At 69.6% G+C, this 15,251-nt stretch carries 13 protein-coding genes; 1 reads left to right on the top strand and 12 read right to left on the bottom strand.

Translation table 11 applies throughout. The features are described from left to right. Window positions 1–12: 12 nt before the first annotated feature. From pdhA to gatB, 6 genes are all read right to left on the bottom strand, one after another. A complete protein-coding gene (pdhA, locus tag HS104_08115) occupies window positions 13–1,146 on the bottom strand; it encodes a pyruvate dehydrogenase (acetyl-transferring) E1 component subunit alpha (protein ID MBE7479934.1) in 1,134 nt (377 codons plus the stop codon). Window positions 1,147–1,507: 361 nt separating this feature from the next. Further along, complete coding sequence (locus HS104_08110) at window positions 1,508–2,071, bottom strand: tellurite resistance TerB family protein (GenBank protein MBE7479933.1); 564 nt, start codon at window positions 2,069–2,071, stop codon at window positions 1,508–1,510. A gap of 41 nt (window positions 2,072–2,112) precedes the next feature. Further along, window positions 2,113–3,090: a lipoyl synthase gene (lipA, locus tag HS104_08105; GenBank protein ID MBE7479932.1), complete on the bottom strand. Its 978-nt coding sequence runs from the start codon at window positions 3,088–3,090 to the stop codon at window positions 2,113–2,115. A gap of 72 nt (window positions 3,091–3,162) precedes the next feature. Continuing rightward, window positions 3,163–4,086 carry a VWA domain-containing protein gene (locus HS104_08100; GenBank protein MBE7479931.1) on the bottom strand — a complete coding sequence of 308 codons (924 nt, stop codon included), beginning with the start codon at window positions 4,084–4,086 and terminating at the stop codon, window positions 3,163–3,165. Between the two features lie 56 nt (window positions 4,087–4,142). Next, entirely contained in the window at window positions 4,143–5,195 is a 1,053-nt protein-coding gene (gene mtnA / locus HS104_08095; protein MBE7479930.1) for an S-methyl-5-thioribose-1-phosphate isomerase, read from the bottom strand. Further along, window positions 5,195–6,631 (bottom strand): Asp-tRNA(Asn)/Glu-tRNA(Gln) amidotransferase subunit GatB, encoded by a 1,437-nt coding sequence (gene gatB, locus HS104_08090; GenBank protein ID MBE7479929.1) that lies wholly within the window; start codon window positions 6,629–6,631, stop codon window positions 5,195–5,197. The genes mtnA and gatB overlap by 1 nt, the downstream gene beginning before the upstream one ends. 90 nt (window positions 6,632–6,721) lie before the next feature. Between gatB and HS104_08085 the strand changes: the two genes are divergently transcribed. Then, a complete protein-coding gene (locus HS104_08085; protein MBE7479928.1) occupies window positions 6,722–7,654 on the top strand; it encodes an SUMF1/EgtB/PvdO family nonheme iron enzyme in 933 nt (310 codons plus the stop codon). Here the strand turns inward: HS104_08085 and HS104_08080 are convergent. The 6 genes from HS104_08080 to HS104_08055 form a co-directional block, all read right to left on the bottom strand. Further along, window positions 7,651–8,889: a hypothetical protein gene (locus HS104_08080; GenBank protein MBE7479927.1), complete on the bottom strand. Its 1,239-nt coding sequence runs from the start codon at window positions 8,887–8,889 to the stop codon at window positions 7,651–7,653. The two genes, HS104_08085 and HS104_08080, sit on opposite strands and share 4 nt — an antisense overlap. A 502-nt stretch (window positions 8,890–9,391) precedes the next feature. Continuing rightward, window positions 9,392–10,051 carry an NADH-quinone oxidoreductase subunit I gene (locus tag HS104_08075; protein ID MBE7479926.1) on the bottom strand — a complete coding sequence of 220 codons (660 nt, stop codon included), beginning with the start codon at window positions 10,049–10,051 and terminating at the stop codon, window positions 9,392–9,394. Window positions 10,052–10,062: 11 nt separating this feature from the next. Then, complete coding sequence (locus HS104_08070) at window positions 10,063–11,841, bottom strand: NADH-quinone oxidoreductase subunit H (protein ID MBE7479925.1); 1,779 nt, start codon at window positions 11,839–11,841, stop codon at window positions 10,063–10,065. After that, window positions 11,838–13,436 (bottom strand): (2Fe-2S)-binding protein, encoded by a 1,599-nt coding sequence (locus HS104_08065; protein MBE7479924.1) that lies wholly within the window; start codon window positions 13,434–13,436, stop codon window positions 11,838–11,840. Before HS104_08065 ends, HS104_08070 begins: the two co-directional genes overlap by 4 nt. Window positions 13,437–13,439: 3 nt before the next feature. Continuing rightward, on the bottom strand, window positions 13,440–14,654 hold the full coding sequence (locus tag HS104_08060) for an NADH-quinone oxidoreductase subunit D (GenBank protein MBE7479923.1): 1,215 nt from the start codon (window positions 14,652–14,654) through the stop codon (window positions 13,440–13,442). 1 nt (window position 14,655) lies between these two features. After that, entirely contained in the window at window positions 14,656–15,228 is a 573-nt protein-coding gene (locus HS104_08055) for an NADH-quinone oxidoreductase subunit C (protein ID MBE7479922.1), read from the bottom strand. Between the last annotated feature and the right edge of the window lie 23 nt (window positions 15,229–15,251).

Genomic DNA, 15,251 nt, shown 5'->3' with positions numbered 1-15,251 from the left:
AGTGGGGTGACATCAATGATGCGCGCTGGGCGCGCGCGGGCCCGCGAGCAGCTCGTCGCGCTGCTCGCGCAGGTTCCAGGAGAGCTTCTCGTAGACGTCCTCGAACAGGGACTCGAGGGCGGGTGCCGGTGTCTTCTCCGCGATCTCGACGGCGTCCTTCAGGCGCGCGTCGATCTCGGCCTTGAGCTTCTGCTCCTCCGCGTCGGTGAACAGCCCCTGCTTGTCCAGGTAGCGCTTGATGCGGGTCAGCGGGTCCCGTTCGTGCCAGGGGTCGAGCAAGGTCTTGTCGCGGTAGCGCGTCGGATCGTCGCTGGTGGAGTGGCCACCCATGCGATAGGTGATGGCCTCGATCAGCGTCGGGCCCTCTCCCTGGGAGGCGCGCCGCACGGCGTCGCGGGTGACCGCGATGACCGCGAAGAGGTCGTTGCCGTCCACACGCAGCGAGGGGATGCCGTAGGCGATGCCCTTCTCGGCAAAGGTGCGCGTGGCGGTCTGGCGCTCGGTCGGCACGCTGATGGCCCAGCCGTTGTTGCGGCACAAGAAGACGGTCGGGGTCTTGAACACACCGGCGAAATTCAGCCCGTTGTGGAACTCGTTGGAGCTGGTGGCGCCTTCACCGAAGTACGCCAAGGTCACCAGATCCTTCTTCTGGATCTTGGCGGCCCAGGCGAAGCCCACGGCCTGGGTGATCTGCGTCCCGATGGGCGAGCTCACGCTGCCGAACTGGGCGGCCTTGCAGGTGTAGTGATCGGGCATCTGCCGGCCCTTCACCGGATCGTTGGCGTTGCCGAACATGTTGTCGACGTAGCGCTGGAGCGGCATGCCACGCAGCAGCGCGGCGCCGAACTCGCGGTAGCAGGGGAACAGCCAGTCCTGCTTGCGCATCGCGTAAGCCGAGCCGATGATCGCGGCCTCCTCGCCCAGAGAGCCGATGTGAAAGCCGATGCGGCCCTGGCGCTGAAGGGTCACCAGGCGCTCGTCGATCATGCGGGTCAGGAGCATGTGCCGGTACAGGTGCACGGCCTCCTCGGCGGAGAGCCCCGGGTCGTGCTGCGAGTCCAAGCTGCCGTCCGTCCCGAGCACGCGTACGACGTCGTCGTCGCGCTCGACCTGATCGTAGATGCTGCTCTCTTGTGCTGACGTCATCGGTCCTTGGGCGCCCGCGGGATGCGGCTCCGCCGAGTGGGCGCGGCGGTGGACCGGCTCGGGGCGCGAGCGCAGCCTAGACCAAGCCGCCGCCTGCCCCAAGCCGAGAACGCGCGGGCTGGCGCGCAGGGAAAATGTCTGGAAACTCCGCCGCCGAGCCAACGCGTCGCGTCAGGCCAGGCTCGTGTTCGTTCTCACTCTCGGGGCGAGCAGCGCCCGCGTGATCGGCACGGTCACGCGCTGCGCCTCCTTGCGCAGCGCCCCACCACAGCTCGCGCACACCGCGACCGCGGCGTGCCCCGGCCCAGCCGCTCTCGTGCGCCTCCCGATAGGCGCCGCAGTGCTCGCAGAAGCGGCGCACTCACTCGGCGAAGGCGCCCTCGGCCTCGGACAGCGCGCGAGCCAGCGCGGCGTCGTCCAGCTCGAAGGCTCGCTGGAGCTTCACCAGCACGTCGCGCTCTTCGTCGCTGACTCCGCCGGAGACCTGCGCCAAGAGGGAGGCCACCCGCAGCACCTCTTGCTGGTGATCGACCTTCGAGATGGTGCGAGCCACCATCTCGATGCGCTTGTCGATGCCGTCCTCCTGCACCAGGTCGGCAAGATCCTCGATCAAGGCGTGGACCTGGCCCTCCTCCACGGCGCCCTGACAGGCGGTGACGACCACTTGCTCGAAGGCCGCACGCTCGGTGTCGTCGAAGTGGCCGTCGGCGTTCGCCACCAGGTACGCGCTCTCGACCACGGCCTCGAACAGCGCCGCCGCCTCCGGGTCGAAGCCGGTCGGTTGAGTGACGTCGTCCGTGGTCGGCTTGCTGCCGAAAGACGCGGCGGCCACCGTGAGGATGGACCCCTTCTGGCCTGGCTCCGCGTAGGACGGAGGTTCGCTGAGCTTGGTCGCGACGCGTCCGAGCAGGCTTTCGTCGGTCATCATGGTCCTTCCCGAGCCGAGCGAGCCTAGCCGAACTCCGCTCAGCCGTCAGCGGGTCGGCGCGCCAGGCGCGCGGCCGGGACGAACGCCGCCGGGGCGGCCGGCTCGGGGGGTTTCGCGGCCATTTCTGGGCTGGTTTCGGGGCGGAGCTGGGCCAAGAGGAAGGCCTCGGCGGCGTGGTAGCTCGAGCGCACCAGCGGGCCGGCCGCGACGTGCGCGAAGCCGAGCGCTCGGCCCATCGCCGCCCAGGCCTCGAAGCGCTCCGGCTCCACGTAGCGCGCCACGGCGGCGTGCTTCTCGCTGGGCCGGAGGTATTGGCCCAGCGTCACCACGTCCACGCCCGCCGCGCGCAGATCCGCGAGCGTCTGCTCGACCTCGTCGTCGTGCTCGCCGATGCCCACCATCAGCGAGCTCTTCACGAAGCGTGCTGGCGCCCGCGCCTTGGCGTGACGCAGCACTTCGAGCGAGAGGTCGTAGTCGCAGCGCTGGTCGCGGATGGTCGGAGTGAGCCGGCGCACCACCTCGATGTTGTGGGCGAACACGTCCGGCGCCGCGTCCAGCACTACGTCCACGTCGCGTTTTCGGCCCCCGAAATCGCCGACCAGGGCCTCGACCAGGAGCTCCGGCTGGTGTCGGCGCAGCGCGCGGATGGTCGCGGCCACGTGCGCGGCACCCCCGTCCAAGAGGTCGTCGCGGTCGACCATGGTCAGCACGACGTAGCGGAGCCCGATGCTGGAGAGCGCCCTTCCGACGTGCTCCGGCTCGCGGGGATCCACGGCGCCGCGGGGGTTGCCGGTGGTCACCGCGCAGAAGCGACAGCCACGCGTGCAGGTGTGGCCGAGGATCATCAGCGTCGCGGTGCCGGCGCCCCAGCACTCCCCCACGTTGGGGCAGCGCGCCTCCTCGCACACGGTGTTCAGGTCGAGCTGGCGGAAGGTCTGCTTGAGCGCCGCGTAGCGCTCGCCGCTCGGCGCCTTGACCTTCAGCCAGGCCGGCTTGGGGTCGCGGATCCCCACCATCTTCACGTCGGAGGCCAAGGCGCCCGGGAATCTAGAGCGAGGCGGCGCCGGTGACCAGCGGCGTCGACCGAATCACTTCGGCGTCGGGTACGGCTTGCAGTAGGTGTCCTTGACCGCCGCCGGGATCGCGTCCGAAAGCGACACCGTCCCGCTCATCACGTCGTCCAGCTTGTAGACGCCGCCGCCGGTGGCGTCCGGGATGCTGGGGCTGCCCGCGACGGTGGTGAACCAGCCCTGGCTCACGTCGTCGGTCTCGAAGGGGCCGCCGAGCAGCGACGCGAAGCCGAACACGCGCACCTGCTGGTCCTGGAGCTGCTTCACCGTCTCGGGGTAGTTGTGCAGCACCTGCACGCCGTTGTGGGTGGTCGGGCCCTGCACGAAGGTGTCGTCGGTGGTGTGGATCACCAGCCTGAGGGTCGTCTCCTTGGGGCGCCAGGCGAACTCCTTGGCCGCGCGATACAGGGCGTCGAGGCTGTTCTCCGGGAAGGTGGTGTTGGCGTTGCCGCCGGCGGTCTGCTGGTTGCTCGAGGTGAAGCTGGCCCAGGACTTGAAGTCGGTCTCGAGGGTGAGCACGTCGGCGTAGGGCTGAGACGAGTTGGCGAACAGCGTGTCGTCCACGAACACGATCAGGCCGTAGTGCGGCTCGGCCGTCAGGTTCAGCGCCTTCACGGCCTTGTCCACCGCCTCGATCTCGTCGGCGAGCTTGTTCAGGAACGCGCCCATGCTGGTCGAGACGTCCATCGAGAACACGATGTCGATGGCCTGACTGCACCCGCCGCCGGTGCCGCCGCCGGTCGCGCCACCGCCGTCGATGTCGAGGCCCCCGCCGGAGCCGCCGAGGGCGATGCCGCCACTGCCACCGCTGCCGCCGGCGCCCGCGCCGCCGAAGCCACCGGCGGCGCCGCTGCCACCGCCAGAGTCGTTGGCGCTGCTGCACGCTCCGAGGGCCAGCGAGACCGAGAGCGACACACCCAGAAAGAGCTTCGAAGGATTCATGGCCACCTCGCGCGCCCGAGAAGGGTTTCTCACGTGGCGGGCTCGGTCAAGGGAGCTCAGAGCGATCCCGCGCTCTCCAGCGAAAGGACCCCCGCTTCCCCCACCGGATCGATCACGCCGCGCTCGGTGAAGATGGCGCTGACCAGGCGAGCGGGCGTGACGTCGAAGCCGGGGTTCCGCGCGCCCACGCCCTCCGGCGCGATGCGCGCGCCGGCGAAGTGGGTGATCTCGGTGATGCTGCGCTCTTCGATCGGGATGTCGGCGCCGCTCGGGCAAGCCACGTCCACGGTGGACCAGGGCGCGGCGACGTAGAACGGTCGCTCGTGCAGGCGTGCCAGGCAGGCCACCGAATAGGTGCCGATCTTGTTGGCGACGTCACCGTTGCGCGCGATGCGGTCGGAGCCGACGATGGCGAGATCGATGGCACCCTTGGAGAAGAACCAGCCGGCCATGCCGTCGGTGAGCAGCTCGACCGGGATGCCGTCCTGGTTGAGCTCCCAGGCAGTGAGCCGGAGCCCTTGCAGGTAGGGCCGCGTCTCGTCCGCCAGCACGCGCACGCGCTTGCCCGCCTCCACCGCGGCGCGGATCACGCCGAGCGCGGTGCCGTAGCCGCCGGTGGCCAACGCTCCGGCGTTGCAGTGCGTGAGGATGGTGGCGCCGTCCGGCACCCGCGCCTGGCCGAGCTCGCCCATGCGGCGGTTGGCGCGCACGTCGTCCTTGTGGATGGCCCGGGCCACCACCGCCAACGCGTCGGCATCCAACGAGCGCGCGGCGGCGCCCAGCATGCGATCCACCGCCCACATCAGGTTCACCGCCGTCGGGCGCGCGCGCCGGAGCTCGGCGGCGAGCACCCCCAGCTCTTCGCGGCTCTTTGCCTGCCGCGCGCCGAGGACCATGCCGTAGGCCGCGGCAATGCCGATGGCGGGAGCGCCCCGCACCACCATGTCGCGGATCCCCCGCGCAACCTCCGCCGACGTGGTCAGGCGCTCGTAGTGCTCCTCGTTTGGCAGGCGGCGTTGATCGAGCATCAGCACCGCGTCGTTCTCGGGCGTGAGCTCGACGGCGGAGTAGCTGCTGCCGGAAAGGGGCTCGGGGTGCGGGATGGGCACTAGCTCTTCTCCTCTCGGATCAGGCGCTCGAGGAGCGCGTTCACCAGCTTGGGATCGGCCGCGCCGCCGGTGGCCTTCATCACCTGACCGACGAAGAAGCCGAGCATGCCCTTCTTGCCGGCGCGCACCTCTCCGACCTGCTTCGGGTGCTCGGCGATCAAGCGCTGGCAGATGGGCAGGAGCGTGCTCTCGTCGGAGACCACGGCGAGCCCGCGCTCCTCGACGATGGCGCTCGGCAGCTTCTCGGTGCCGGCCATCGCCGCGAACACCTCCTTGGCCTGCTTGCCGCTGATCTTGCCGGCCTCGATCAGCGAGAGCAGCTCCGCAACCTGAGCGGGGCTCACGCTGAAGCTGGCCTCGAGACCGTGGAGCTTCGCGTCGCGGAGCACCTCGGTCTGGACGAAGTTCGCCACCTTGAGCGCGTCCGGAGCGCGGCTCAGCGTGTCCTCGAAGAAGCGCGCGATGCCCGGGTGCGCGGTCAGCGTCTGCGCGGCCTGGGCGGACAGGCCCAGCCCGACGTAGCGCGCGCGCTTGTCGGCCGGCAGCTCCGGCATGTCCCGGAGCGCGATCTCGCGGAGCTCGGCGCCGACCGCGAGCGGCGGCAGATCGGGATCGGGGAAGTAGCGGTAGTCGTGCGCCTCTTCCTTCGAGCGCAGCGAATAGGTGCGGCCGGCGTCGTGGTCGAAGCCGCGGGTCTCTTGCACGACCCGGTCGCCCGACTCGAGCAGGGCCACCTGCCGCGCGATCTCCAGCTCGATGGCGCGCTGCACGAAGCGAAAGCTGTTGACGTTCTTGATCTCGGTGCGGGTCCCGAGCTTCGGATCGCCGGCCCGGCGCACGGAGACGTTGGCGTCGCAGCGGAAGCTGCCCTCCTCCAGGTTCCCGTCGTTCACGCCCAGGAACACCAGCACGTCCCGCAAGGCGCGCAGGTAGGCCGCGGCCTCGGCGCCGCTCCGCAGATCCGGCTCGCCCACGATCTCGACCAGGGGCGTGCCCGCTCGGTTCAGATCCACCAGCGAGTCACCGCCCACGCCGTGCACGTTCTTGCCGGCGTCCTCCTCCATGTGCACGCGGGTGATGCCCGCGCGCCTTCGCTCGCCGTCGAGCTCGATGTCCAGGTGCCCGGCGCTGGCGAGCGGGCGCTCGTATTGGCTGATCTGGTAGCCCTTGGGCAGATCCGGGTAGAAGTAGTTCTTGCGGGCGAAGACGCTCCGCTCGTGGACGGTGCAGCCGAGCGCCGTCGCCGCGCGCACGGCCAGCTCGACCGCGCGCCGATTCAGCACCGGCAGCGCCCCCGGCAGGCCCAGGCACACCGGACACACGTTCCGGTTCGGTTCCTCGCCGAAGCGCGTGGGGCAGGCGCAGAACAGCTTCGTCTCCGTCAGGAGCTGGGCGTGGACCTCGAGTCCGATCACGGCTTCCCAGCGCTCGGGCATGTTCTCGAAGCGCTCGGGTAGCACGGGGGGTGCGTCGGGAAAACTGCGGGATTTCGCGCGAGCCCGCCGGAGCTGATAGACTCCAGCGTCGTGCGGCTCTGGGTTCTCGGCCTCCTGGCGATGGTGTCGATCGGCGCTTGCTCGTCGTCGACCACGAACGAGGGCACCACCGGGGGCAGCGGCGGCGCCGCCGGAAGCGGGGGCAGCAGCGGCACGAGCACCGGCGGAGCCCCGACAGGCGGCAGCGCGGGCAGCGGCGGAGCGCCGAGCGGCGGCTCATCCGGCAGCGGCGGGGCGCCCGACGGGGGCTTCAACTGCCCCGTGGGCAAGAAAGGTCCAACCCTGGTGCCGGTGGCACAGAGCTTCTGCGTCGATGCGACCGAGGTCACCAACGGCCACTACTCGAAGTTCCTCGCGGAGATCGGCGCAGCGGACGCGAGCCCGACGGATCTGACGAACCTCACCGCCTGCGCCACGCTCACCGACTACAACCCAAAGAGTTGGGCCGGCTGCCCCACGTTTTCCTCCGGCAAGGACCCGGACTTCCCGATCCGCTGCGTCGACTGGTGCAGCGCCTACGCCTACTGCAGATGGGCCGGCAAGCGCCTGTGCGGCAAGATCCCTTCGGGTCCGGTGTCCCCCAGCGGCGCCGCGACGCAGGAGAACCAGTGGTACACGGCCTGCGCTGGGCCTGCGGGGGCGGACAAGTACTCCTACGGCGACAGCTTCGAGCCGGGTCGCTGCGTCGACGACACGCTCACGGCGGTGCAGCCGGTCGCGTCCCACCCGAACTGCACGAGCTTCACGACGGGGAAGCTGGCCTTCGACCTGATCGGCAACGTCTCGGAGTGGGAGGACGCCTGCGACAAGCCCCAGGATGCAGACGCCAACTGCAATCACCGAGGTGGCTCGGTCTTCACCGCTGACGTCGCCATGACGTGCGCTCCGGCCACTCCGCTCTTGCGCTCGTCAGGTGGCCCGGACATCGGTTTCCGCTGCTGCTGGGACGCGAGCGTCAACTAGTTCGGCGCGCACGTCACCCGCGCGCCGCTCGACACCCCGCAGCTCCCGCAGTTCACGCTCGTGGTCTGCGAGCTGACGTGAAAGCCCGCAGGACACGACGACCCGCAAGCGGTGAACGAGCCGGTCGGGAGCTGGTTGCAGGTGTACCGCTGGCCGCTCGACACCCCACAGCTCCCGCAGCTCGTGCTGCACGACGTGCTCGCCGCGTAGTAGCCGCTCGGACAGGGATCGCAGCTCACGAAGCTCGAGCCGGTGTCCTGGTTGCAGGTATCACGCTTTCCGCTCGACACCCCGCAGCTCCCGCAGCTCGTGCTGCACGACGTGCTCGCAGGGTGGTAACCCGCCGGGCAGCCGCCGCACACCGCGAAGGACGTGCCGGAGATCTGGTTGCAGGTGTAGCGCTGGCCGCTCGACACCCCGCAGCTGCCGCAGCTCGTGCTGCAGGAAGCGCTGGCCTGGTAGTAGCCGCTGGGGCAGCCCCCGCACGCCGCGAACGAGGTGCTGCACGCGGGGTTACAGGTCGAGCGCGGTCCGCTCGGCGAGCCGCAGGTCGAGGAGCAGCTGTACGAGGCAGCGTAGTAGTTCGCGGGACAGGTGGTCCCGCACTGGGTGAAGGAGCTCGGCGCCGAGCCCGCGGCGCAGTTACCGCTCTGGCACTTCTCGTCACCGTTGCACCAGTTGCCGTCGCCGCAGTCGGTGCCGTTCGAGACCGCCGCGTTCTGGCAGGTCCCGCCGGCGCAGGTGTCGGTCGTACACACCTTGTTGTCGTTGCACTGCGCCGCGGAGGTGCACTGCGGCGTAGTCCCGCCGCTGCCACCGCCGCTCGGTGCGCCGCCGCCGCTCGGTGCGCCGCCGCCGCTCGGTGCGCCGCCGCCGCTCGGTGCGCCGCCGCCGCTCGGTGCGCCACCGCCGCTCGGTGCGCCACCGCCGCTCGGTGCGCCACCGCCGCTCGGTGCGCCGCCGCTGGGCATGCCGCCGCCGCTCGGTGTGCCGCCACCACCGCTCGGCCAGCCCCCGCCCCCGGCCGCTCCCCCGCCTCCATCCGTGCCGCCGCTCGCCGACGAGCCCCCGGTGCCCGGAAAGCCACCGCCGCCTGCGATGCCTTCGATGGATGCGTCACCCCCGGAGGCGCCGCCGTCCTGGTCGGTGAGCAGCGACTCGGCGTCGTTGAACGCGGTGCAGGCATAGAGAAGGCCGGCCGCGACGGCGATCGCCGAGAGGGAACGAGCGCGCACGAGGGAGATTGTACACCCACCCGGCCCGGCAGCCCCAAACCCGCCCGGGAGAGCCGGGAGAACCAGAACCAGAACCAGACGCCGATGCGAGCACTCGGCCACAGACCGAGCCCGTGGGATGCGCCTGGTCTCGGAGAACCAGAACCAGAACCAGACCGGGACGGGGACGGGGTCGGGGTCGGGGTCGGGATCAGAATCAGAGCCAGAATCAGAACCAGAGCCAAACCCAGAATCAGAACCAGAGCCAGGACCTGATGCGGGACCTGCTCCAGGACCTGATGCTGGAACTGCTCCAGGACCTGATGCTGGAGCTCGCGAGGCAGTAGGCCGAGCCCGCAACTACATCCTCAGTCTTGCCGCGATCAGACGACCGGAGGAAGCACCCGAAGGGTGTCACGATCAGCCACTGAGAGGAGAGTGAGAATACCGGCCCGGGCCGGCACGGGCTGTTTCAACGGGACGGAAGAGTGGCCAGGCACCGCACGCGCCCGCGGAGCGAATTCTAGTGCCCGCGCTCCCGATCAATCCCCGGGTGCCCCGGCTCCCCCACCTCTTTGCGCGGGTTCGCCGTCTCTTGCGTGCCGTCCCGGCCCGAGAACGACATCAGGCGCTCGCGCTCGAAGATGAACTGATCCCGGGAGTCGTAGGGCGCCGCGTGCATGCCGGTGTCCATGCGGATGGCGTCGCACGGGCAGGCCTCGACGCAGAAGCCGCAGAACACGCAGCGCAGCTCGTCGATGACGAACTTCTTGGGGTAGCGCTCGTAGCCGCGGCGCGGGTCGCCCTCCGGGTACTCGCCGGCCTCGATGTGGATGCACTGCGCCGGGCACGCTGTCGAGCAGCACAGGCAAGCCACGCAGCGCGGCGAGCCGTCGGCGCGGTGCGTGAGCCGGTGCAGGCCGCGGAAGCGCGCCGGGTACGGCCGCCGCTGCTCCGGGTAGCTGATGCAGTTGATGCCGTCGTCGATGGACTCCAGCACCGGGTCATTGCGCTGGCCGAGGGCCGTCTCCTTCGTGTTGACGAAGAAGTGCTTCATGGTGATGGCGAGGCCCTTCGCGATCTCCGGCACGTAGGCCTGCACTTGCAGGCTGCGGTCCGGGCGCGGGATGGCCTTGCCGGCGACCTTCTTGGGTCCGAGGGGGGCGTTGCTGACAATCGGCATGACTTTCTCCCTCACGCTCCCATTCTAGCGGTGCGTGTGCCCCCGAGCTGAGCCGCGAACTGCGCGGCGGTCGAGGCCAAGATGCGCTTCTTCTTCACCGGGCTGGTCACGAAGACCACGAACCAGACGACGAGGCAGACGCCGCCGACGGCGACCACCAGCTGGGTGACGTCCGCGGCGACCTTCAGACCGTTCTGCACGCTGCCGCTCGCGCCGGCGATGAGCAGCATGACCAGGCCCGTGACCAGGATGTTCACGAGCGACGCCGGCAAGAGCTTGCGCCAGCCGAGGCGCATCAGCTGGTCGTAACGGAAGCGCGGCAGGGTCCAGCGGATCATCAGCTGGAGCCAGGAGAGCGCGATCACCTTGCCGATGAAGGCCAGGACGCCGATCACGATCACGGCGACGTGCGACAGCGTCTGGTGCAGCAGCACCGTGTCGCCGATCTGGATGTGGAGGCCGGAGCGGTCGATGAACGGCAGGTGCCACCCGCCCAGGAAGAGCACGGTCAGGAGCGCGCTGGAGGCGACCACGGCGACGTACTCCGCGAAGAAGAACATCGCGAACTTCATGCCCGAATACTCGGTGAAGTACCCGGCGACGAGCTCGCTCTCGCCTTCCGGCAGGTCGAACGGGATGCGCTTCGACTCCGCCACGGCGGCCGTGAAGAACAGCACGAAGGCCAGCGGCTGGACGAAGATGCCCCAGGTGTTCTGGGTCTGCCAGCGCACCATCTCGTCGATGCGCAGCGTGCCGTAGACCATCAGGGCGCCGACGATGGTCAGGCCCAGGGTGACCTCGTAGGAGACCATCTGGCTGGCGGCGCGCACGCCGCCGAGTAGGCTGAACTTGTTGTCGCTGGCCCAGCCGGCGAGCGCCGCGCCGACGATGCCGGTGCCAGCGACGGCGAAGAAGTAGAGGATGCCCACGTTGACGTCGAGCACCTGGAGCGGCACCGCGCCCTCGGCGCACAGGCCCTCCCGGGGGACCACGCGCTGGAGCTGGGAGAAGTCGAGCTGGCCGTTCTTGGTGCCGAAGCACAAGGTGTCACCGAACGGCACCACCGCCATCACCACCAGCGCCGGGAAGAACGAGACGATGGGCGCGAGGCCGTGCAGGAACTTGTCGGCGTTCGGCGGGATGAAGTCCTCCTTCCAGATGGTCTTCAGGCCGTCCGCCGCGGGGTGCAGCAGGCCGAACAAGCGCAGGCCGACCCGCTCCACCTTCTCGAAGGACCAGGCGGCGTAGGCGGCGCCGCCGACGAGCGCGGCGGCGAACACCGCGGGGCCGGCGCCGTAGCCGACCTCGCGCAGGTTGCGCCCGAGATCGGTGCCGCGCATCAGCGCGGCGACGGCCAGGGTGACGGCGTGGGCGGCCAGGCCCAGCCAGAGGAAGTTGCGCGGATCGCCGATGCTCTTCACCCAGGCGTCGAAGCTGTTCTTGACGCCGCGGCGCGCGACGCGTCCGCCGATGGCGAGCAGCACGGCCCAGAGCGCGAAGATGGCGAGCTGGCTGAAGAGCAAGGCGCGTCCGAGGCGCGGGGCGCCTTCGACCTTGTGGGTGTAGACGTAGCCGAGGACGGCCGCAGCGATCAGCACCGCCGGGCCGAGCACCATGGCTTGCGCCAGGCGCTTGGGCAGCCAGGCGACGGCGCGGTTCGGGCCGACGCGGTCGTTGATCATGGCGCCCTGGCGGCGATCCGCCCAGGTCAGGATCACGGCCACGTTCATGCCGAACATGACCATGAAGAAGGCCTTGCCCGCGGCTAGTGCGATGACTTCCCAGCTCATGCTTCTGCTCCCGTCGCCTCTGCCACCGTCGCGCCTGCCTCCGGCGCCATGGCTCGCCTCACCTCGGCGAGCTTGGTCCAGGCCATGGGCAAGCCCAGCGCCTTGGCGAGCAGCGCGGTGAGCTTCCAGGCCGGCAGGCTCTCGCCGCGCGGCGTGATGACCTTCTCACTCTCCTGCGCCAAGCCCTTCGCGTTGACGAAGGTGCCGTCGCACTCGGCCCAGCTCGACGCCGGCAGGACCGCCGTGGCGTACTTGGCGAGGGGTCCCTCGTGGGTCGCGAAGGTGACCAGCCCCTGGAGCCTGCCGAGCGCGTCGGTCTTCTCCGCGTCGGACGAGTACGAGCCCAGCGCGAGCACGTGGGTGATGCGTCCGTCGTGGATGTCACGGGCCAGCTCGGAGAAGGACTTCGGCGGCGTGCTGGTACACAGGGCGGTGACGCCGGCCGTGTTCGGGTTCTTGTCCGCGTGCTTCAGCACCGCGTCGCCCAGGCCCACGGCTCGGCCGCTGACGTAGAGGTGACCGGTGCCGAGGTAGTCGCGACCCAGGCGCAGGAGCGCGAAGTTGTCCTCGTTCGAGTGCTGGGCGGAGAGCACCACCGCCAGCCGATCCGGATCCACGCCGGTCAGGACCGCCGCCGCCTTCTCGAGGGCGTCGCCGAGCTCGCTCTTCTTGCCGCGCACGCGCGCCGCGAGCACGCGGCTCTCGTGGATGCGGCGGTAATCGAGCATGCCCTCGTCGCACATCCAGTGCTGGTTCACCGCCAGGTTCTCCCGCGGCCGGTAGCGGTACACGGTCTGGTCGCGCGGATCGTAGTCGGTGAAGGAGTTGCAACCGGTGGCGCAGCCCGTGCACACCGTCTGCGCGCTGCGCAGGAACCAGACCCGGGCCTTGAAGCGGAAATCCCGGGCGGTGAGCGCGCCCACGGGGCAGACGTACTCGGTCATCAGCGTGTAGCCGTGATCGAGCTCGCGGCCCGGGGCCAGCACGATCTCGCTCAGGTTGCCGCGCTCGCGCTTCTCGAGCACCGGGTCCTTGGCGACCTCCTCGCAGAAGCGCACGCAACGCGTGCACACGATGCAGCGCTCGGCGTCGTAGACGATGGTCGGACCGAACACGACGCCCTTGGGCTTGTGCACGATCTCGTCGCTCATGCGCTTCTTGGTGCCCTGGTGCTCGAGCCAGTAGTCCTGAAGCCGGCACTCCCCGGCCTGGTCGCAGATCGGGCAGTCCACCGGGTGATTGAGCAGCAAGAGCTCCTGCACCGCGCTCCGCGCCCGCGCCACGTGCTCGCTGGACGAGCTCAGCACCTCCATGCCGGCGCCGGCCGCCTGCTGGCACGAGGGCACGAGCTTCGGCTTCTTCGCCGGGACGTAGTCCTGCTTTTCAGCGTCCCACTCCAAGACGTCGAGCATCAGCGCGGGCCTGCCGGGCGGCGGCAAGAGCTCCACCAGGCACATGCGGCAGTTGGCGGCCACCGAGAGGCCCGGGTGCCAGCAGTAGTGGGGGATGTCCACGCCGGCGCGGCGCGCCGCGGCGATGATGGTCTCCCCGGGCTCGAAGGGGATTTCCTGTCCGTCTAGCTTGAATGTGGCCATGCGCTACCTGTCGCACTCCCCGCCGATCATGTTCAGACTGCCGAAGCACGGCACGACGTCCGCGACCATCTGACCGGTGATGAGCTTCTCCAGGCCACCGGTCGCGTAGAAGCAGGGCGGACGGATGCGCACGCGCCAAGGCGTGCCGCTGCCGTCGCTCACCAGGTAGAAGCCGAGCTCACCGTTGCCGCCCTCGGTGTAGCTGTAGACCTCGCCGGCCGGGATCTTCAGGCCCTCCATCACGATCTTGAAGTGCCGGATGGTGCCCTCGATGGTGGTGTAGACCTCGTCCTTGGGCGGCAGCACCACCCGCGGGTCGTCCACGTTCACCGGGCCGTCGTCGGCCAAGCGCTCGAGGCACTGGTCGATGATGCGCGCGCTCTGCTCCATCTCGTCGATGCGCACCATGAAGCGGTCGAAGCAGTCGCCCGCGGAGCCGATGGGCACGTCGAACTCGACCTCGCCGTATTTCATGTACGGGTAGGACTTGCGCACGTCGTAGGGCACGCCGCTGCCGCGCAGCGTGGGGCCGGTCCAGCCGAGCGAGAGGGCGTCCGTCGCGCTGATCACTCCGACGTTCTCCAGCCGGTCGAGGAAGATGCGGTTGCCGAGCAGCAGGCGCTTCACCTCGTCCATGACGTGGCGGATGTGGTCGACGACCGGCCGGACGTGCTCCTTGAAGCCCGGCGTCGGTGGGTGCGCCATGCCGCCCACCCGGCCGAAGCTGTGGGTCAGCCGCGCTCCCGTCTCCTCCTCCATGATGTCCCAGATCATCTCCCGGGCCTTGACCATCCAGAGGAAGGGGGTGAACGCGCCGAGCTCCATCGCCATGGCGCCGTCGCAGGTCAGGTGATCGGAGATGCGGGCGAGCTCACCCAGGATCATTCGGTACCACTGGCAGCGCTCCGGCACCTCGATGCCCAGCATCTTCTCGCAGGCCAGCGAGAAGCCGACGTTGTTCAGCATCGGCGAGACGTAGTTGCAGCGGTCCACGTACGGGTACACCTGGGTCCAGGTGCCGCGTTCGCACATCTTCTCGAAGCCGCGGTGCAGGTAGCCGACTTGCACGTCGCAGCGCTCGATGACCTCGCCGGAGAGCTCCATCACCACGCGCACGGTGCCGTGCATGGCCGGATGCGAAGGCCCGACGTTGATCAGCATGGGCTCGGCGGCGAGCTCGAGCTCGGTCTCGTCGAGATCTCGGTCCAGGGGCTCCATCTCAGTCCTCCCCCCGCGAGAAGGCGTGGGTCTGGCGACCGAAGCTCATGCCCTCGTGCTCGTCGAACGGCGGGAGCTTGTCGATGTTGTCGACCTCGCGGTACGGGACCAGCGGCTGGATGCGCTCCGCCGGGTAGTCCTTGCGCAGCGCGTGTCCCTGGAACTCCGGGTAGGTCAGCATACGGCGCAGGTCCGGATGGCCCTTGAAGACCACACCGAACATGTCCCAGGCCTCCCGCTCGGCCCAGTTGGCCGAGGCCCAGAGCTCCGTCAAGGAGTCGATCTCGGCGCCTTCGGCGTCAGCGTCGCCGACCCGGGCCTTGAGCCGCAAGCGCTGGCCCTTCGACAGCGAGTGCAGGTGCGCGACCACGTCGAAGCGCGGCTCGCGGTGCAGGAAGTCGACGCAGGTCAGGTCGACCAGCATCTCCATCGCGAGCTGGTCCCGGGCGAAGCGCGCCACCTCCTTCCAGCGCGAGGGCTCGACCACGACGGTGTCGTCCCCGTGTTGCGAGTGGGTCTCGAGCACCGCGTCGGGCAGCTCGAGCTTGATCAGTTGGAGCAGGGCTTTGGCCATCGAAGGGTCCTCGAAGGCGTGGC

The organism is Polyangiaceae bacterium, from assembly GCA_015075635.1.
In the GTDB taxonomy this organism is placed as follows: Bacteria; Myxococcota_A; Polyangia; order Polyangiales; family Polyangiaceae; genus JADJKB01.
The sequence above is the reverse complement of the archived record's forward strand: the minus strand, read 5'-3'. Positions and strand labels throughout refer to the sequence as shown.